The organism is Limnohabitans planktonicus II-D5 (assembly GCF_001270065.2).
Classification (GTDB): Bacteria; Pseudomonadota; Gammaproteobacteria; order Burkholderiales; family Burkholderiaceae_C; genus Limnohabitans_A; species Limnohabitans_A planktonicus.
In genome coordinates, this window is sequence record NZ_LFYT02000004.1 from 105,660 (window position 1) to 122,806 (window position 17,147).

A 17,147-nucleotide genomic window follows, 5' to 3' on the forward strand; every position below is an offset into this window, starting at 1 on the left:
TGTTTAATGTTTGGGCAGCAGGCGCTGCAAGGCATACAGGGCGTCGAGCGCTTCACGGGGGCTGAGTGCGTCGGGGTTGATTTGCGCCAGCGCCACTTCGATGGGGCTGGGGCCTGTGGCTTCGGATTCGGGCGGGGCGGCGAACAGGTCCACCTGCTGGCGGCTTTCATTGGCTCCGGCCTCCAACGCGCTCAGTGCGTGGCGGGCGTGGTTGAGCACGGCCGCGGGCATGCCCGCCAGCCGCGCCACTTGCACGCCGTAGCTTTTGCTGGCCGGGCCGGCTTGCAGCTCGTGCAAAAACACAATCGACGCGCCCGATTCGGCGGCGCTCACATGCATGTTGACGGCGGCGGTGTGTGTGGCCGGGAATTCGGTGAGCTCGAAGTAGTGCGTGGCAAACAGCGCAAAGGCCTGCGTTTTGTTGTGCAGGTGCGTGGCGATGCCGCTGGCCAGAGCCAGGCCGTCAAAGGTCGATGTGCCGCGCCCGATCTCGTCCATCAGCACCAGGCTGTGCGGCGTGGCGCTGTGCAGGATTTGCGCGGCCTCGGTCATCTCCAGCATGAAGGTCGATTGGGCGTTGGCCAGGTCGTCGGCCGCGCCGATGCGGGTGTGGATGGCGTCAATCGGCCCGAGGCGGCAGCGGCTGGCGGGCACATGGCTGCCGATGCTGGCCAAGAGCACGATCAGCGCCACCTGGCGCATGTAGGTCGATTTGCCGCCCATGTTGGGGCCGGTGATGATTTGCAAACGCTGGCGGGTGCCCAGCACCGTGTCGTTGGCGATGAAGCTGGTGCCCGACATCTGTGCCAGCCGCGCCTCGACCACAGGGTGGCGGCCTTGGCGTATTTCGATGCATGGCTCTTTGGTGAACTCCGGAGCGCACCAATTGAGCGTCAAAGAGCGCTCGGTTAGGGCGCACAGCACGTCCAGGCTGGCCATGGCCTGGGCCAATTCGGTGAGCGCGGGCACAAAGGGCTGCAGTTGGTCGAGCAGGCCTTCGTAGAGCCACTTCTCGCGGGCCAAAGCACGTTCTTGCGCCGACAGGGCTTTGTCTTCAAAGCTTTTGAGTTCGGGCGTGATGAAGCGTTCGGCGTTTTTCAGGGTCTGACGGCGGCGGTAGTCGTCAGGCACTTTGTCGAGCTGGCCTTGTGTGACCTCAATGTAAAAGCCGTGCACTTTGTTGAACTGCACGCGCAGGTTGGCGATTCCCGTGCGCTCTTTTTCGCGGGTTTCCAAGTCGAGCAAGAACGCATCGCAGTTGGTCTGGATGCCGCGCAGCTCGTCCAGCTCGGCGTCCAGGCCATCGGCGATCACACCGCCATCGCGCACCAGCGCAGCGGGTTCTTCGAGCAGTGCCATTTGCAACAGCTCGGCGCAATGTGTGGGCGGGGTCAGCCAGCGGGCCATGCCGGCCAGCAAGCTGCCGGGCTCAGGCTGAAGGGCCTGCACTTGCAACGACAGACCAGCCGCACGCGCCAGCGCATGGCGCAGGGCGACCAGCTCGCGCGGGCGCACCTGGCGCAGCGCGGTGCGGGCGGTGATGCGCTCCACGTCGCTTGCGCCTTTGAGTTGTTCACGCAGACCGCTCCATGCGCCAGCGCCGCTGTCGCCGCGCAAAACGGCTTGGGCTTGCAAGCGGTCGATGGCGACTTGCCGATCTCGCGGTGGGCTGAGCAGCCAGCTTTTGAGCAATCGGCTGCCCATGCCGGTCATGCAGGTGTCGAGCAGCGCAAACAAGGTGGGTGAGTTGGCCGCGCTTTCGCCGCGCAGGGTTTGCGTCAGCTCCAGGTTGCGGCGGGTGCTGGCGGGCAGGTCAATCAGCGCGTCAGAGCGCTGCACTTGCACACGCTGCACATGCGGCAGGCTGCGGCCCTGGGTGTGTTCGGCGTAAGTGAGCAGGGCCGCGGCTGCGGCGTGCGCGTCGGCCAGCGCATCGGCGCTCCAGGCGGCCAGCGACGCGGCTTGCAGTTGCTCCAGCAGCTTGCGCTGGCCCAGACCCGCATCAAACTGAAAATCGGGCCGCATGGCAAAGGACCAGCTGCCCCGGCCTGCGGTTTTGAGGCCGCGCAACTTTTGCTCAAAGGTGGGCGTCATGCCCGCGCTGGCCAAAAGCTCGCTGGGCGCAATGCGGTCCACCCAATCGGCCAACTCGTCCTGTGCGCATTCGGCCAGGTGCACCACGCCTTGGGTGACGCTCAGCCACGCCAGGCCGCAGCGGTTTTTGCCCGCCTGGTGCACGGCCAGCAAAATCGCTTCGCTTTTGTCGGACAGCAGTTCGGTGTCGGTCAGGGTGCCGGGGGTGACCACGCGCACCACTTTGCGCTCGACCGGGCCTTTGGCCGTGGCCACGTCGCCGACCTGTTCACACAGAGCCACCGATTCGCCCAGCTTGATCAGCCGGGCTAGGTAGGTTTCGACGGAATGGAAGGGCACGCCCGCCATGAGCACTGGCTGCCCGGCCGACTGACCCCGGCGTGTGAGGGTGATGTCGAGCAAGCCTGCGGCTTTTTCGGCATCGGCAAAGAACAGCTCGTAAAAGTCGCCCATGCGGTAGAACACCAGCGTGTCTGGAAACTCCGCCTTGATGCCCAGGTATTGGGCCATCATGGGCGTGTGGGCTGACAGGTCGAGTGCGGGCTTTGGGGCGTGGGGGATATCGTTTTGCATCAATGATTGGCCAAATTTTTCCGCGACGGCATCAGGCTGCGCAAGAAAAAATCCCGGGGATAAGGGTGATTCAGGCTGGTCAAATTATCTTTAAAAATGCCAACGATAAATTTGCGGCTCAAAATTTATTGTTCCGGGGGCAAATCCTGTCCTTTGCCTGTGCTCGAAGGCCTGCAATGATCAGGCGGGGTCACCACCTGCCCGATGAGCCACCGCCGCCAAAACCACCACCGCCCCCCTTGAAGCCCCCGCCGGGGCCACCCCGTCCACCGAACCGGGCCCTGAGCAAGCCGGTGATGCCCAGAAAAGTGGTCACCATGGTGATACCGCCAGCAATCAGGGCCATGGACAGCACGCCCAGCAAGAGCCAGCTGACGGTGCCCACGATGACGGCGGTCATGATGGCGCCCGGAAATCGACCCAGGATGGCACGCAGGACAAAGCCCAGGAGCGCGCCCGCCACAATGATCCAGGTGATGTCGGTGTAGGGGCTGGCGGATTGGCCTGCCGCTTTGGCGGGCAAGGGCTCACCGTCGATGATGCGCATCATGCGTTTCATGCCCGCAGAAATGCCGCCCGCAAAGTCCCCTTGGCGAAAGTTGGGGGTGATGATGTCTTCGATGATCCGTTTGGAGGTGGCGTCGTTCAAGGCACCTTCGAGCCCATAGCCCACCTCGATCCGCACGGTGCGGTCGTCTTTGGCAATGAGCAAAATCGCGCCATCGTCCACTTTTTGTCGCCCCAGTTTCCATTGCTCCGCCACCCGCAGGGCATATTGCTCAATGGTTTCGGGTTGGGTGCTGGGCACCATCAACACCGCCAGTTGGCTGCCTTTGCGCTGCTCGAATGCCGTCAGGGCTTGTTCGATCTGGGTTTTTTGCTCTTCGGTGAGGGTGTGGGTTTGGTCAATGACATGGCCCGTCAATGGCGGCACGGGCACCCATGTGGGCACTTGCGCGTGTGCAGCAAAACCCAGCAGGGCGCAAAGCACCAGTCCACAGGCCACCACCGACCGCCACATGGTCACTGCACCGCGCTGGAGCTGGGGGCTTTGGGTGGTGTGGCGCCTGTGCCGAAGTTGACGGGAGGAGGAACAGCAATGGCTTTTTCATTGTCTGCCGAAAAGTTGGGTTTTTCCTTGTAGCCCAACACCCAGGCGGTCAAGTTGGAAGGAAAGGTGTGCACCGTGACGTTGTAGTCCTGAACAGCTTTGATATAACGATTGCGCGCCACGGCGATGCGGTTTTCGGTGCCTTCGAGTTGAGCTTGCAGGTCAATGAAACCCTGGTTGGCCCGCAAGGCGGGGTAGTTTTCTGACACCACCAGCAATCTGGACAAGGAGCTGGACAATTCCTTTTGAGCTTGCTGGAATTTTTGAAAGGCTTGCGGGTCGTTCACCAGCTCGGGCGAGGCTTGTACGGCAGTGGCTTTGGCGCGGGCCTCGACCACAGCTTGCAAGGTGCTTTGTTCAAAGTCGGCCTGGCCTTTGACCACATTGACCAAATTGGGAATCAGATCAGCCCGGCGCTGGTATTGGCTGAGCACTTCGGACCAGCTGGCTTTGACTTGCTCGTTGTTGGTTTGGAACTGGTTGTAGCCGCAACCTGTCAAGCTCAAAGTGCTGAGCATCAGGAACACGGCGATCCAGCGTTGAAATGCTGACTTCATGACTCATCTCCATCGGGTTGTGGCGGTGCGTTGTGGGCGCAACCAGTCAGGGCAGCCTAATCAGGCGGGCTTTGCATGGCTGTGCGGCAGTTCACACGCTCAGTGATGGCGCAGCAGGTGCATGCCGTGGTCTCACGCGGTGGATGGCCCGATCTGGCGGGGCAGAGCGTGTTGGGTAAAGTGACTAGTCCGACCTTGTTGCTGGTCGCGAGTTTTGACGAAGAGGTTTTGACATTGCCCATGTTGCGATACGCCAACTGCAGGCCTTCCACCACTTCTATGGATTCGGCCCTGTGAAGTTTTCAATCCTCAAAGATGTTGTAGGTCGGCGGTCGAAGACCCCGACAGGGGTCTGTGCCCAAACCCATCATGTCGGACTCTGCGAGTGCCGACCTACGAGGTGACATTTTTCACGCATTTCAAAGTTCAGCGTGCCGGATCAATAGTGCGCTGACCAACAGCCTGCATGCTGAAGAGGAAATGCCCTGTTTTCTATGTGTTAGCGCAAAGAAACAGATGTAGCGCAAGGCGTGGCCTTCAAGTCGCCGTGGTGTGTGAATGGGGCAACAGACACCCGCGTCAGCCGGTAAGACAGTGTGCTTGGGGCTGTTGTTTGGAGACGGCCCTGTGCAGCTAGGAGTATTCCTGCCTGCACCCAGTCATGCAGCGATCTTGCTGCGATTCATTGAATGGAGATCACACCATGAGCAACCTCGCACGATTCAACCCTTTCAGCGAAATGCGCGACCCTTTCAGCGACGATTTCTTCAAAGGCTTTGCCTTGCGTCCGATGTACCGCATGCTGGAGGGCGAACCCCAAATGCGTCTGGATTTGACGGAAGACGACAAGAATTTTTTTGTCAAAGTCGAAATTCCAGGTGTCAAGAAAGAAGACATCAAGGTGTCTGTGGAAGGCAACCAGGTGTCCCTGTGCGCCGAACTAAAGAAGGAAACGGAAGAAAAAGAAGGTGCCAAAGTGATTCGCTCTGAGCGCTACTTTGGCAGTGTGACGCGCAGTTTCACGCTCAATGAAAGCGTGGATCAGGCTGCATCCATTGCGAAATACGAAGACGGTGTTTTGCACCTGACGTTGCCCAAAAAACCCAGCGAGCAAAGTCATACCCTCAAAATTTCCTGATGAAGTGGCTTGGGTGCCGACCTCGTTTCAAGCGTGTCCGATGGGGGCGGTGACTCACTGATTCGCTGAAGGATGCAATCACCATGGACATGCTGGCTTGACTTCTTGCCGTCAGGGCGTCGGGCTTTTTTCCCGACATGTCCATGTCGGGTGGCAAGCAATTTCCACTTTTTGAAGGAGCCGTCATGAGCAAAGAATTGACAGCGGGCGAAATCTGCAAACGTAAAGTCACAGTAGCTTATGAGAACACCAGTCTCGTGGCTGCAGCCCAACTCATGCGCGAGGAGCATGTCGGTGCCTTGGTGGTGGTGGCAGATCAAAACGGCCACCGCCTTGTGCGTGGGGTCGTCACAGATCGAGACATCGTGATGGCCGTTGTGGCCACAGGCCTGGACCCCGAGCCCTTGCTTTTGGAGGACATCATGTCCGATCGCCTGGTGACCGCCAAGGAAACCGACTCGCTGCTTGACCTGATGCGGGTCATGCGTGAACACGGTGTGCGCCGTGTACCTGTGGTCGGTGAACAATACGAATTGGTGGGCATCGTCACCATGGACGATGTGCTCAAAGTGTTGGCGCTGGAGCTGAACATGCTGGTGGGCACGATTGACCGCAATATCAAACAAGAGCATGTGCGCAGGCGGTGAGCGTATTTGCAGGTCGGTGCTTGAGCTGCGACACTGTTTGTTTATCCGCAGTCACCAAGTCGGGGCTGAAGCCGCCGACCTGCGAGGGGTTTGCTGGCGCTGCTTGAGGACATTGCGAGCGCCGCACCAGCGTGGGCAGCGCAAGCCACGTCGTGATGTTTGCTGTTGTGCAGCGCCTGCGGCCGGATCAAAAAGGCGCGTCTTTGCGCTCGTCGCTGGCTTGGGCGCTGTCGTCTGAAACCGTGTCTGTGGATTCGGTGTCAGGGTTGTGCGAGTCGTCTGTGCGTTCTCGGTTCAGTCGCTCGACGGCAGTGCGCACGGCAGCTTTGTCGCCCGCGCTGGCAAATTTGCTGTACTTGCCAAGGAGGCCAACCAACTGGCCGTAAATGCGGGGCGCGCCGGCCAGGCATTCTTTTTGTTCCAGAAAGTCGGACTCGCCCGTGAAGTTGCCGATCAGGCCTCCGGCTTCCGTGACCAAGAGCGAGCCTGCAGCCACGTCCCAAGGCGACAGCCCTGTTTCAAAGAAACCGTCGGTGAAACCTGCGGCCACATAGGCCAGGTCGAGTGCCGCCGAGCCGGGGCGGCGCAGGCCTGCGGTGCGCTGCATCACGTCGCCCATCATGCGCAGGTACTGGTTGAAGTTGTCGCCCTTGCGGAAAGGGAAACCGGTGGAGATGATGCATTCCTGCAGGCGGATGCGCTTGCTCACGCGCAGGCGGCGGTCGTTCATGAAGGCGCCACGGCCTTTGGTGGCGGTGAACAGGTCGTTGCGGGTGGGGTCGTAAATGACGGCTTGCTCGATCTTGCCGCGCACTTGCAGGGCAATGCTCACGCAATAAACAGGGAAGCCGTGGATGAAGTTGGTTGTGCCGTCCAGGGGGTCGATGATCCAGATGTGGTCAGCGAGCGGGTTGCCATGCGTGCTGCCCGACTCTTCAGCCAGGATGCCGTGGTCAGGGTAGGCGGTCAGCAAGGTGTCGATGATGACTTTTTCACTCGCGTGGTCGATCTCGGTGACGAAGTCGTTGACCTGTTTTTGCGAGATGCGAACCGCTTCAACGTCGAGCGCGGCGCGGTTGATGATGGCGCCAGCGGCGCGCGCAGCCTTGATGGCCACGTTGAGCATGGGGTGGAGATTGGACGACATGAATTGTGTGAAGAACGGGTGCAACGCACGCACGATCGCGGCGACAAGGGGCGGATTTTCTCATGAAATTGCCCTCAAATGGTATCTGCACGGCTCGGCAGTGCATCGCGCACAGGTGACAGCGGGGACATCACACGCAGCAATGTTGGCCTGCGGTCTGTCAAACGTAGCCTTCGTAGAGTATGAAGGGTGATGGTGCTGTCAGCCTGAAACATGGTTTGTTGCAGGCCAAGGCGTCTGCATCGCCATCAAGACACATGCCATCCCGCCTTGCCATCATGGCGGGCCTGACGCTCTTGGTCAGCCTGCATTTCGCGCTCAAACTGCTCGCGGGCTTGGCGCGCCCGTACGATCATGTGTTCTTCGTTGTTGCGCTCGGCCTGGGCTTTGCGCAAGAAATCCAAAGAATAGCGCCTGAAGTTATCGGCCATCTGTTTGGCCTGGACTCTGTCCATGCCCAGTGCCTCTAGTGTTGAGCGGCCGCTGCGCAACGACGATTCAAATACCTCACGCTCCACATAGGGCACCTTCAACTCGGCCAGATCCATGGCGTGCAAGGCATCCCGTGCGCGGGCGACGATCTGCACATGGGCAAATTGATGGCGCAGGACTTCGACCAAGCGATTGCACTGGGCAGGGTCATCCACGGCGACCACCATGGCTTTGGCATGGTGAATACCGGCCGCATGCAGCAAGTCGGGCTGTGTGGCATCGCCAAAATAAACCTTGTAGCCAAAGCGGCGTGCACTGTCCACAGTGTCGGCGTCGTGGTCAATGACCGTGGGCTTGACCCCCGCGGCCAGCAGCAGGCGGCACACTGTCTGGCCATAGCGGCCAAAGCCAGCCACGATCACCGGCGGGTGATCCTCCTCTATTGCATCGGCCTCACGCGCTTGCGTGTTTTGGCGGCACCAGCGGTCAAACAGCATCAGCAACAAGGGGGTGCTGACCATGGACAGCGCCGAGATCAAAGTCAGCAAGTTGGCCTGAGCCGCTGGCAGGGCGCCGGAGACTTTGGCCGCAGACAGCACGACAAACGCAAACTCGCCCACTTGAGAGAGCAGCACGGCCAGCAGGGCTTTGTCGCGACCTTTCAGCCCCACCCACGGGGCCAGACGCCACAGTGCCAGAAGCTTGAGCCCCACAACGGCTAGTAGACCCAACACTACCTGAACGGGGCTGCTGGCCAGCAGTCCCAATTCCATGCTCATGCCCACCGCAATGAAGAACAAGCCCAGCAGTAGACCTTTGAAGGGCAGGATGTCGGTTTCCAGCGCATGGCGGTACTCTGAGCTGGCCAGCAAGACGCCCGCCAAAAAAGCCCCCAGGCCCATGGACAGGCCCACATGTTCCATCAGCGCTGCAACACCCAGCACCAGCAGCAAGGCAAAGCCGGTGAACAGCTCGCGCACCTGCATGCGGGCGACAAAGCGCATGACCGGATAGGCCACATAGCGCCCGAGCACCACGACGGCAGCGACGGCGCCCATCTGCCAGAGCGGGCCACTGCTGTTGTGCGCCGCCGGCTCAGCGGCGGGTGTCGCTGTGCCCAGCACGGCGGCCAATGCCAGAAGCGGGATGGCCGCAATGTCTTGGTACAGCAGCATGGAAAAGCCACTGCGGCCTACCGGGGTGGCCATCAGATTGCGCTCTTGCATCAAGGCCACGACGATGGCAGTGGACGACAGCGCCAAGGCCAGGGCTCCGATCAAGCTGGCCTGCCAGCTCCAACCCATCAGCAGCCCTACCGGAAACAGCGCTGCCGCGCAGGCCAGCATTTGCAGCGTGCCGCCGCCAAACACGGCGCTGCGCATGTCCCACAAGCGCTTGGGCTCCAGCTCCAGGCCAATGACAAACAGCATCAGCACCACTCCCAGCTCCGAGACATGCAGCAGTGCGGCCGGGTCATTCACCAGGCCCAAGCCCACCGGACCGATCACCACACCTGCGACCAGATAGCCCAGCACCGAGCCCAGACCTAAGCGCACGGCCAGTGGAACAAAGATCAGTGCCGCCAACAAGAAGAGAATCGCTTGCATCATGACGCCGTCACTCCCTGTGCCTGAACCCCTTCAAAGGCTTCGCATTGCTGCTCGAGCGAGGCACACAAGTCGCCCAGCGCCTGCGGGGCGATGGCGTGTCCGCCATGCACCACAAAGGGCCGGAACCACTGCATGCCGCAAAAGCGCGCTGTGTTTTCAATCGGCGTCACATAGTCAGCAAATGGCCGCTTGTGCGTGCCCTCAGGTGTGTATTCGGGCCGTGAGCCACCGGCACTGGCGACCCACCAGCAGGCCTTTCCCTTCAGGGCTTCACCGCCGTGCCCATAGGCCCAGCCATGCGCCAGCACCTGGTCGATCCAATGCTTCATCAAGGCCGGTACGCTGTACCAATAGACTGGTGTCAACCAGACGATGTGCTGGGCTCGCAGCAGGGCCTGTTGCTCGGCCTCCACGTCGATGTCGAAATCGGGATAGAGCTGATAGAGCGAGCGCACCTCGGCACCGGGCCGAGCCTGTAGCACGGACAAAAGGTCTTTGACCACCCGAGACTGGGAAGGCCGGGGGTGAGCATGAACAATGAGCATGGCAAATATAAAAAGGTAAAAAAACAGATCAGTTTCAGTGTGATCCAAGTAAAAAGCCACGAATCTTCTCACGTCAGTGAGGATGTCGGTTGCAGTCACCTTGAGGCCGTGACGACAGTGTGCTGCTGCGGCGGTGCCGCCAGCATGGACAATCGGGGCATGAAAACGCGATTCATCCTGATTGAAACCAGCCATGCTGGCAATGTGGGCGCCGCCGCCCGAGCCATGAAAGTCATGGGCTTTGACGAACTGGTGCTGGTCAAACCGCGCTGGGCGAATGTGCTGCGCAAAGAAGAAACCATCCAGCGGGCCAGTGGGGCCAATGATGTGCTGGACAAGGCCCGCGTGGTGGAGACGCTGGACGAGGCGCTGGACGGCGTGACCCATTTGTGCGCCACGGCCATGACGCCGCGTGACTTTGGCCCGCCGACCCGTTCGCCGCGTGAGCACTTTGCCCAACTGACCCAAGCCGGTGCGCCCGAGCAGTCGGTGGCCTTTTTGTTTGGCTCTGAGCGTTTTGGCATGAAAAACGAGGACGTTTACCGCTGCCATGTGGCGCTGTCGATCCCGACCAATCCGCAGTTCGGCTCGCTCAATTTGGGCTCGGCCATTCAGGTGGTGGCTTACGACTGGCGGGTCGCTTTGGGTGGCTTTCCGGTGGAGGACGCCGTGCCGCCAGCGGACAAGGCCGATGCGCAGCAAGTGGCGGGCATGCTCGGCCACTGGGAGCAGGCGCTGAGCGACATCGGATTTTTGGACCCGGCCGCGCCCAAAAAGCTCATGCCCAGGCTCAACCAGCTCTTCAATCGGGCTGATTTGAGTCCCGAAGAAATCCACATCCTGCGCGGGGTGGCCAAAGCCATGATCCAGACGGCCAGCGCCAAGCGATAGACTTGCAGCCTATGTTTTCACGCCTTCGCTCCGACATTCAATGCATCCTTGACCGGGACCCCGCCGCACGCACTTCTTGGGAGGTGCTGACCTGTTACCCGGGCCTGCATGCCTTGGTGCTGCACCGCCGGGCGCACTGGTGCTGGAGCCATGGCTTCAAGTGGCTGGGGCGGTTCATTTCGCATCTGTCGCGCTGGTTCACGGGCATCGAAATCCATCCGGGTGCCCAAATTGGCCAGCGGGTGTTTTTTGACCATGGCATGGGCATCGTGATCGGTGAAACCGCCGAGATTGGCGACGGTTGCACGATTTACCACGGGGTCACGTTGGGCGGCACATCGCTCTATAAAGGCGCCAAACGTCATCCCACTTTGGGCCGTGACGTGGTGATCGGTGCCGGTGCCAAGGTGCTGGGCGGCTTCTCGGTCGGGGACGGCGCCAAGGTGGGCTCGAATGCGGTGGTCACCAAGCCCGTGCCATCCGGGGCCACGGCAGTGGGGAATCCGGCACGCATCATTCAGGCCGAGCAAGACGCCAAGCGTGAAGAAGTCGCCTCCAAAATGGGTTTTTCGGCCTATGGCGTGACGCAAAACGACGACCCACTGAGCCAGGCCTTGCGTGGCCTGATCGACAACGCCGCAGGCCAGGAGCACCAAATTGCCATGCTCTGGAAAGCGATGGAGCAATTGGGGGCGCACCAGCAGATGCAAGTCCCCCGCGATGCCGCCACCAGCGAAACCTTCGAGGCCGACAAGCTCAACCAGTTGGTGGGTAAGTAAATTCGGCGGGAATGAGCTTTCCGCGTCATGGCGAGCCTTTTCCCCGCCATCGCGAGCCTCTTACCCTCCCTCGCGATCCTCTTACCCGCCATCGCGACCTTTTTTCTCGTCATTTCGAGCTTTCCCCCGTCATTGCGAGCGAAGCGTGGCAATCCAGTCTCTGAGCTTGAACGGCCGCTCAAGGCATTTGCAAGCGCCTCAACTGGATTGCCGCGTCGCAGGCTCCTCGCAATGACAGGAAGAAAACTATCCTCATATCAACGCGGGAATCTTCTCCGCCATTTCGAATCTTTTCCCAGTGATTGCGCGCATCTTCACCGCATTGCGAGCTTATTTCCCGTCATTGCGAGCGAAGCGTGGCAATCCAGCTACTGAGGTCGATCAACCGATTCAGCCATTTTCAAGCGCCTCCACTGGATTGCCGCGTCGCAGGCTCCTCGCAATGACAGGTAGAAAACTAACTGCGCACTATGGGGGAATCTACCCGCCATCGCGAGTTTTCCACGTCAGTCTGAGTTTTCCCCCGCTGTACCGATTTTTCCACCGTTCTTCCGAGTTTTTCTCCCGTCATTGCGAGCGAAGCGTGGCAATCCAGCTTCTGAGCTTGATCTGGCACTCAAGCTTTTTTCATGCGCCTCCACTGGATGGCCCCGTCGCAGGCTCCCCGCAATGACAGGAATAAAACTTTTGCGCACGATGGAGAGCCGCGCATCGCGGAGTCCATATCACTGAACGGTTGTGATTGCTGCCGCAGCGGCCATCAGTTCCTTGCGTCGTTCGTGAAGGCTGCGCCAGCGTTGCTGGGCTTCGGGGTCTTGACCAGTGCTGGCCTGCGTCAGGGCTTCGGTTTCGAGTTGCTTGAGGCGGTCGATCATCAGCATGTTGAGCAGGCGGCGCAGTTCCTGTCGGGCTTCTTGCGGGTCGGGTGGTGGGGCTTCTTCGCTGCCCGGTGTGACCCCCAGATTGTCCTGGGCCATCCAGCGGCGGGCATCGTCAGCAAAGGCCTGGCCCTGCATTTCGGCTTGCAGGGCAGACCAGCCCAAAGCGCCTTGTTCATGAAACTGTGATTCGAGCCAGGCAAACAAGGGACCATGCGGCGCAGGCTGTGCGCAGAGCATGGCGTGGTCTTCTCCGGCCAGGGTTTCCCACAGCGCCATATTGCTCAGCAGCAGGCGGGCGGCATGGTCGGCGCGGCTGGCCGGTGGGGTGCGCGGGCCGGTGTAGACGGGCGGCTGATCGCGCTTGAAGCGGCTGTTGCCCTTGAAGCCGGGTGTCCAGTTGGGATTTTTGCGTGGCCAGTTGTTGCCGCCAGCCCCGGCGTTGCCGTAACCACTTTGCCCGCCATAGTTGCCAGCGGGCGCGGGGTTTTGCGCATAGCCACCCGGCCATGCAGGTGGCTCGCCATACTGGGGCTCGTAGTGGTGGTATTCATCTCTGCTGGCCGAAGCCTGGCTGAAGGCTGCGTTGGCCTGCTGGGGCGAGGGTGTGGCGCTGCGGGCGGCGGGGGCAAACCGTTGATCACTGGCCGCTTGCTGGCCCCAGAGTTTTTCAAGGCCTGCAGTCTCCAGCTGAATCAGTTGCGCCAGTTCCGACAGCAATTGCTGCTTGAGCGCGCCGTCGGGCAGCAGCTGCCACAGCGGGCGGGCTTGGCTCGACAAACGGGCGCGGCCTTCAGCGGTTTGCAGGTCGCAGTCGGCGCTGGCCGCTTCGATCAAAAAGCGCGACAGAGGCATGGCCTGCTTGATCTGTTCGGCAAACGCGTCCTGGCCAAACTCGCGCACATAGCTGTCGGGGTCGTGCTCGGCGGGCAGAAACAAGAACTTGATGCTGCGCACATCGGTGGCGTAGGGCAGGGCACCGTCGAGCGCCTTGCGGGCGGCGCGTCGGCCGGCGGCGTCGCCATCAAAGCTGAAAACCACCGAATCGGTGAAGCGGAACAGCTTTTGCACATGGTCGGGTGTGCAGGCTGTGCCCAGCGTGGCCACGGCGTTGGCAAAGCCGAGTTGCGCCAAGGCAACCACGTCCATGTAGCCTTCGGTCACCAGCACATAGCCCGCGCTGTGCAAGGCCTCACGCGCTTCGTACAGGCCATACAACTCACGGCCCTTATGAAAGACCGGGGTTTCTGGCGAGTTCAGGTATTTGGGTGTGCCGCTGCCGATCACCCGCCCGCCAAAGCCGATGCACTCGCCTTTGATGTTGCGGATCGGGAACATGATGCGGTCCCGAAAACGGTCATACCGTTTGTCGTCTTCTTCGTTGACGATCACCAGGCCCGACTCGGCCAAGAGCGGGTCGTCGTATTTGGGGAAGATGCTGGCGAGACTGCGCCAGCCCTCGGGCGCGTAGCCCAAGCCAAAGCGTTTGGCAATCTGGCCCGACAAGCCCCGGCCCTTGAGGTAGTCGATGGCGTGCGGCGTGATCTTGAGCTGTTCGCGGTAGGCCTCGCCCGCTTTTTCGAGCACATCGCTCAGGCTGTCTTGCTTGGCCTTGGCGGCTGCGGCGCGGGCGCGGTCTTCGGGCGACTGCTGCTCTTCAGGAACCACCATGCCGGTTTGCTGGGCCAGGTCTTTGACGGCCTCGATGAAGGTCATGCCCGCATGTTCCATCAAGAAGCCAATGGCATTGCCGTTTTTGCCGCAGCCAAAGCAGTGGAAAAACTGCTTGGTGGGGCTGACGCTGAAGCTGGGGGATTTTTCGCCGTGAAAAGGGCACAAACCCATGAAGTTGGCACCACCTTTCTTGAGCTGCACGTACTTGCCCACGATGTCGACCACGTCGACGCGGGACAGCAACTCCTGGATGAAAGACTGGGGGATGGCCATCGGGGTATTTTCGCCGATCTGTACCCGCCATCCCGGTTGGCCGACAGACTTGTTTCGGGGCAAACCAGCATGGCTTTCAGCCTCGGGTCAGGCAAACTGTTCAGTATCCAACCGTCAGCCGCAACAGGACTCCTCCATGACCGATACCCAAGTCAGCATCTTTGACCAGGATTTGCCCCAAACCCCCGCCAACCACGCGCCAATTTCGCCGCTGAGTTTCATTGAGCGCACGGCCGAGGTCTACCCCCACCGCCTGGCCATCGTGCATGGCGACTTGCGTCAGGATTGGGCCACCACTTACCGCCGTTGCCGCCAACTGGCCGGTGCGCTGGCGCAGGCGGGCATTGGCAAGAACGACACGGTGGCTGTGATGCTGCCCAACACACCGCCCATGGTGGAGGCGCACTTTGGCATTCCCATGGCCGGTGCGGTGCTCAACGCGATAAACACCCGACTCGACCCGGAGACCGTGGCCTTCATGCTCGACCACGGCGAAGCCAAGGCGGTGATCGTGGACCCGGAGTTTGCGGGCGTGATGAAAAATGCCCTGGCGCTGCGCCAGTCCACCCGGTCCTTGCTCGTGATCGACGTGGAGGACGCGCTGTACACCGGCCCCACCGACAAGCTGGGCTCTGTGACTTATGAAGCCTTTGTGGCCAGCGGCGACGCCAACTTTGCCTGGAGCCTGCCTGCCAACGAGTGGGACGCGATTGCGCTGAACTACACCAGTGGCACCACGGGCAACCCCAAGGGCGTGGTCTACCACCACCGGGGTGCGGCGACGAACGCGATCTCGAACATTCTGGAATGGGACATGCCCAAGCATGCGGCCTATTTGTGGACGCTGCCCATGTTCCATTGCAACGGCTGGTGCTTCCCGTGGACGGTGGCCGCGCGTGCGGGCGTGAACGTGTGTTTGCGCAAGGTGGACGCGCAGGCCATGTTCGATGCCATGCGCAACCACGGCGTCACGCATTACTGCGGCGCACCCATCGTGCACGGTTTGCTGGTGAACGCTCCGGCGGCCATGAAGGCGGGTGTGCCCGCAGGCATCAAGGCCATGGTGGCGGGCGCAGCACCCCCGGCCTCGATGATCGAGGGCATGGAGCAAATGGGCTTTGACTTGACCCATGTGTATGGCCTGACCGAGGTGTATGGCCCGGCCACGGTGTGCCCCAAGCACCCCGAGTGGGATACGCTGGACATTGGTGACCGCGCCCGGCTGAACGCCCGACAGGGCGTGCGCTACCACCTGCAGCGCGATGTGCGCGTGCTCAACCCCGAAACCATGCAGCCCGTGCCGCAAGATGGCGAAACCATGGGTGAGATCATGTTCAAGGGGAACATCACCATGAAGGGGTACTTGAAAAACCCCAAGGCCACGCAAGAGGCCTTTGCGGGCGGTTGGTTTCACAGCGGCGATTTGGCCGTGCAGTACCCCGACGGTTACTTCAAGATCAAGGACCGCAGCAAAGACATCATCATCTCGGGCGGCGAAAACATCTCATCGATCGAGGTGGAAGACGTGCTGTACCGCCACCCCGCTGTGCTGGCCGCCGCCGTGGTGGCCAAGCCCGATGCACGTTGGGGCGAGACGCCGTGTGCCTTTGTGGAGCTGAAGGCCGACGCCCAGGTCACAGCCGAGCAGATCGTGGCGCACTGCAAGCAACACCTGGCGGGCTTCAAGGTGCCGCGTGCTGTGGTGTTTGGCGAGTTGCCCAAGACCAGCACGGGCAAGATCCAGAAGTTTGAATTGCGCAAGCAGGCGGGGTCGGCTGCGGCGATTGATGTGTAAGTCAAGCTAGGACAAGACGTCGGGGAGGCTCTGTATTTTCTCTGTTGCTCTAATGACAAAGGCCACCATGCGGTGGCCTTGGCTTGGGGTCTGACGTGGGTCAGTGCCGTTGGAATTGCGAGGCTTCGATGGACTCAGGCCTTGTTCTTCTTTTTGGACTTTTTGCTTTTCTTGGCGGTTTTCTTGGCTGCTTTTTTCTTGGCAGGTGCTTCGGCTTTGGGGGTGGCAGCTGGGGCAGGTGTGGGGGTCACAGCCGGGTTGGCGGTCACGGCTGGGGCAGCAGCTGGCGCGGGGGCCGTGGCAGCGGTCTGGGCCATGGAGGCGGCGGCCAGAAAGCTGGCCACAAGAGCGGTGATGGACTTGATCATGAGAGGCCTTTGCAGAGATCGATGAGGGAAATACCCTTGCATTATCGAAGGCCTATGTCCACTTTGAGCAAGGGGCACTCATTTATTTAAGCGATGTCGAATGCGTGTGTGCTGAAGTGGCCTGCACGCCGGTCGGCAAAGTAATGCTCCAGCGTTTCCTTGACGGTGCGAAAGGCCAGCTCGTCCCAGGGAATTTCATCCTCTTTGAACAGGCGTGCTTCCATGGTTTCGTGCCCGGGGTCGAACACGTCGCTGGTCAGGCGTGCGCGGTAATACAGATGCACCTGGCCGACACGCGGCACGCTCATCACCGTGAACAGGTCTTCCATGATGAATTGCGCACCGGCCTCTTCGGTGGTCTCGCGGGCTGCACCCTCTGATGTGGACTCGCCCAGTTCCATGAAGCCTGCAGGCAAGGTCCATTTGCCTTTGCGCGGTTCGATGTTGCGTTTGCACAGCAGCACCTGCTCGCCCCAGTGCGGCACCGTGCCCACCACGTTCAGGGGGTTTTCGTAGTGAACGGTGTTGCAGACAGTGCAGATGGCGCGTTCTTTGGTGTCGCCGTCGTCTGGCAGGCGGCGAGCTACCAAAGCGCCACATTGGCGGCAATGTCGGATGGTGCGGTCAAACATCAT

General features: G+C 60.9%; 15 protein-coding genes. 6 read left to right on the plus strand and 9 right to left on the minus strand.

Features of this window, described 5'->3' with window-relative positions; all coding sequences use genetic code 11:
- Positions 1–3: 3 nt before the first annotated feature.
- The 3 genes from mutS to H663_RS24980 all read right to left on the minus strand — a co-directional run bounded on the left by mutS (position 4) and on the right by H663_RS24980 (position 4,335).
- Positions 4–2,667 carry a DNA mismatch repair protein MutS gene (gene mutS / locus H663_RS24970; RefSeq protein ID WP_053169717.1) on the minus strand — a complete coding sequence of 888 codons (2,664 nt, stop codon included), beginning with the start codon at positions 2,665–2,667 and terminating at the stop codon, positions 4–6.
- Positions 2,668–2,857: 190 nt separating this feature from the next.
- On the minus strand, positions 2,858–3,688 hold the full coding sequence (locus H663_RS24975) for a TPM domain-containing protein (RefSeq protein WP_053169715.1): 831 nt from the start codon (positions 3,686–3,688) through the stop codon (positions 2,858–2,860).
- A 2-nt stretch (positions 3,689–3,690) separates the two neighbouring features.
- Entirely contained in the window at positions 3,691–4,335 is a 645-nt protein-coding gene (locus H663_RS24980; RefSeq protein ID WP_240620370.1) for a LemA family protein, read from the minus strand.
- A gap of 75 nt (positions 4,336–4,410) precedes the next feature.
- On the opposite strand from H663_RS24980, the gene H663_RS42040 reads away from it, so the two are divergent.
- The 3 genes from H663_RS42040 to H663_RS24995 all read left to right on the plus strand — a co-directional run bounded on the left by H663_RS42040 (position 4,411) and on the right by H663_RS24995 (position 6,120).
- Complete coding sequence (locus tag H663_RS42040) at positions 4,411–4,632, plus strand: hypothetical protein (RefSeq protein ID WP_205872680.1); 222 nt, start codon at positions 4,411–4,413, stop codon at positions 4,630–4,632.
- Between the two features lie 406 nt (positions 4,633–5,038).
- Positions 5,039–5,473: an Hsp20/alpha crystallin family protein gene (locus H663_RS24990; protein WP_053169709.1), complete on the plus strand. Its 435-nt coding sequence runs from the start codon at positions 5,039–5,041 to the stop codon at positions 5,471–5,473.
- A 185-nt stretch (positions 5,474–5,658) separates the two neighbouring features.
- Positions 5,659–6,120 (plus strand): CBS domain-containing protein, encoded by a 462-nt coding sequence (locus H663_RS24995; protein WP_053171428.1) that lies wholly within the window; start codon positions 5,659–5,661, stop codon positions 6,118–6,120.
- 187 nt (positions 6,121–6,307) lie between these two features.
- On the opposite strand, the gene H663_RS25000 is transcribed toward H663_RS24995, so the two are convergent.
- The 3 genes from H663_RS25000 to kefF form a co-directional block, all read right to left on the minus strand.
- Complete coding sequence (locus H663_RS25000) at positions 6,308–7,267, minus strand: inositol monophosphatase family protein (RefSeq protein ID WP_053171425.1); 960 nt, start codon at positions 7,265–7,267, stop codon at positions 6,308–6,310.
- A 248-nt stretch (positions 7,268–7,515) separates the two neighbouring features.
- Entirely contained in the window at positions 7,516–9,309 is a 1,794-nt protein-coding gene (gene kefC, locus H663_RS25005; protein WP_053169707.1) for a glutathione-regulated potassium-efflux system protein KefC, read from the minus strand.
- Complete coding sequence (gene kefF, locus H663_RS25010) at positions 9,306–9,854, minus strand: glutathione-regulated potassium-efflux system oxidoreductase KefF (RefSeq protein ID WP_083451037.1); 549 nt, start codon at positions 9,852–9,854, stop codon at positions 9,306–9,308. Before kefF ends, kefC begins: the two co-directional genes overlap by 4 nt.
- Positions 9,855–10,013: 159 nt before the next feature.
- Here kefF and H663_RS25015 point away from each other — a divergent pair, with 159 nt between their 5' ends.
- Together H663_RS25015 and cysE are read left to right on the plus strand one after the other, a co-directional pair.
- The gene (locus tag H663_RS25015; protein WP_053171422.1) at positions 10,014–10,745 is read left to right on the plus strand and encodes an RNA methyltransferase; all 732 of its coding nucleotides are present in this window, start codon (positions 10,014–10,016) and stop codon (positions 10,743–10,745) included.
- A gap of 11 nt (positions 10,746–10,756) precedes the next feature.
- Positions 10,757–11,524, plus strand: coding sequence for a serine O-acetyltransferase (cysE, locus tag H663_RS25020; RefSeq protein ID WP_053169703.1), 768 nt, complete (start codon positions 10,757–10,759; stop codon positions 11,522–11,524).
- Between the two features lie 725 nt (positions 11,525–12,249).
- Here cysE and dnaG read toward each other — a convergent pair.
- Positions 12,250–14,349 (minus strand): DNA primase, encoded by a 2,100-nt coding sequence (gene dnaG, locus H663_RS25025; protein ID WP_053169701.1) that lies wholly within the window; start codon positions 14,347–14,349, stop codon positions 12,250–12,252.
- A 136-nt stretch (positions 14,350–14,485) separates the two neighbouring features.
- On the opposite strand from dnaG, the gene H663_RS25030 reads away from it, so the two are divergent.
- A complete protein-coding gene (locus H663_RS25030; protein WP_053169699.1) occupies positions 14,486–16,144 on the plus strand; it encodes an acyl-CoA synthetase in 1,659 nt (552 codons plus the stop codon).
- Between the two features lie 134 nt (positions 16,145–16,278).
- Here H663_RS25030 and H663_RS25035 read toward each other — a convergent pair whose 3' ends face one another.
- Positions 16,279–16,512, minus strand: coding sequence for a hypothetical protein (locus H663_RS25035; RefSeq protein WP_053169698.1), 234 nt, complete (start codon positions 16,510–16,512; stop codon positions 16,279–16,281).
- 86 nt (positions 16,513–16,598) lie between these two features.
- Positions 16,599–17,147: an NUDIX hydrolase gene (locus tag H663_RS25040; RefSeq protein ID WP_053169696.1), complete on the minus strand. Its 549-nt coding sequence runs from the start codon at positions 17,145–17,147 to the stop codon at positions 16,599–16,601.

Coding starts and splice junctions, on each gene's coding strand:
- H663_RS24990 (WP_053169709.1), top strand. CDS start 5,039: ATGAGCAACCTCGCACGATTCAACCCTTTCAGCGAAATGCGCGACCCT.
- H663_RS25000 (WP_053171425.1), bottom strand. CDS start 7,267: ATGTCGTCCAATCTCCACCCCATGCTCAACGTGGCCATCAAGGCTGCG.
- dnaG (WP_053169701.1), bottom strand. CDS start 14,349: ATGGCCATCCCCCAGTCTTTCATCCAGGAGTTGCTGTCCCGCGTCGAC.
- H663_RS25040 (WP_053169696.1), bottom strand. CDS start 17,147: ATGATGTTTGACCGCACCATCCGACATTGCCGCCAATGTGGCGCTTTG.
- kefC (WP_053169707.1), bottom strand. CDS start 9,309: ATGATGCAAGCGATTCTCTTCTTGTTGGCGGCACTGATCTTTGTTCCA.
- cysE (WP_053169703.1), top strand. CDS start 10,757: ATGTTTTCACGCCTTCGCTCCGACATTCAATGCATCCTTGACCGGGAC.
- H663_RS25035 (WP_053169698.1), bottom strand. CDS start 16,512: ATGATCAAGTCCATCACCGCTCTTGTGGCCAGCTTTCTGGCCGCCGCC.
- kefF (WP_083451037.1), bottom strand. CDS start 9,854: ATGCTCATTGTTCATGCTCACCCCCGGCCTTCCCAGTCTCGGGTGGTC.
- H663_RS25030 (WP_053169699.1), top strand. CDS start 14,486: ATGACCGATACCCAAGTCAGCATCTTTGACCAGGATTTGCCCCAAACC.
- mutS (WP_053169717.1), bottom strand. CDS start 2,667: ATGCAAAACGATATCCCCCACGCCCCAAAGCCCGCACTCGACCTGTCA.
- H663_RS42040 (WP_205872680.1), top strand. CDS start 4,411: ATGGCTGTGCGGCAGTTCACACGCTCAGTGATGGCGCAGCAGGTGCAT.
- H663_RS24980 (WP_240620370.1), bottom strand. CDS start 4,335: ATGAAGTCAGCATTTCAACGCTGGATCGCCGTGTTCCTGATGCTCAGC.
- H663_RS24995 (WP_053171428.1), top strand. CDS start 5,659: ATGAGCAAAGAATTGACAGCGGGCGAAATCTGCAAACGTAAAGTCACA.
- H663_RS25015 (WP_053171422.1), top strand. CDS start 10,014: ATGAAAACGCGATTCATCCTGATTGAAACCAGCCATGCTGGCAATGTG.
- H663_RS24975 (WP_053169715.1), bottom strand. CDS start 3,688: ATGTGGCGGTCGGTGGTGGCCTGTGGACTGGTGCTTTGCGCCCTGCTG.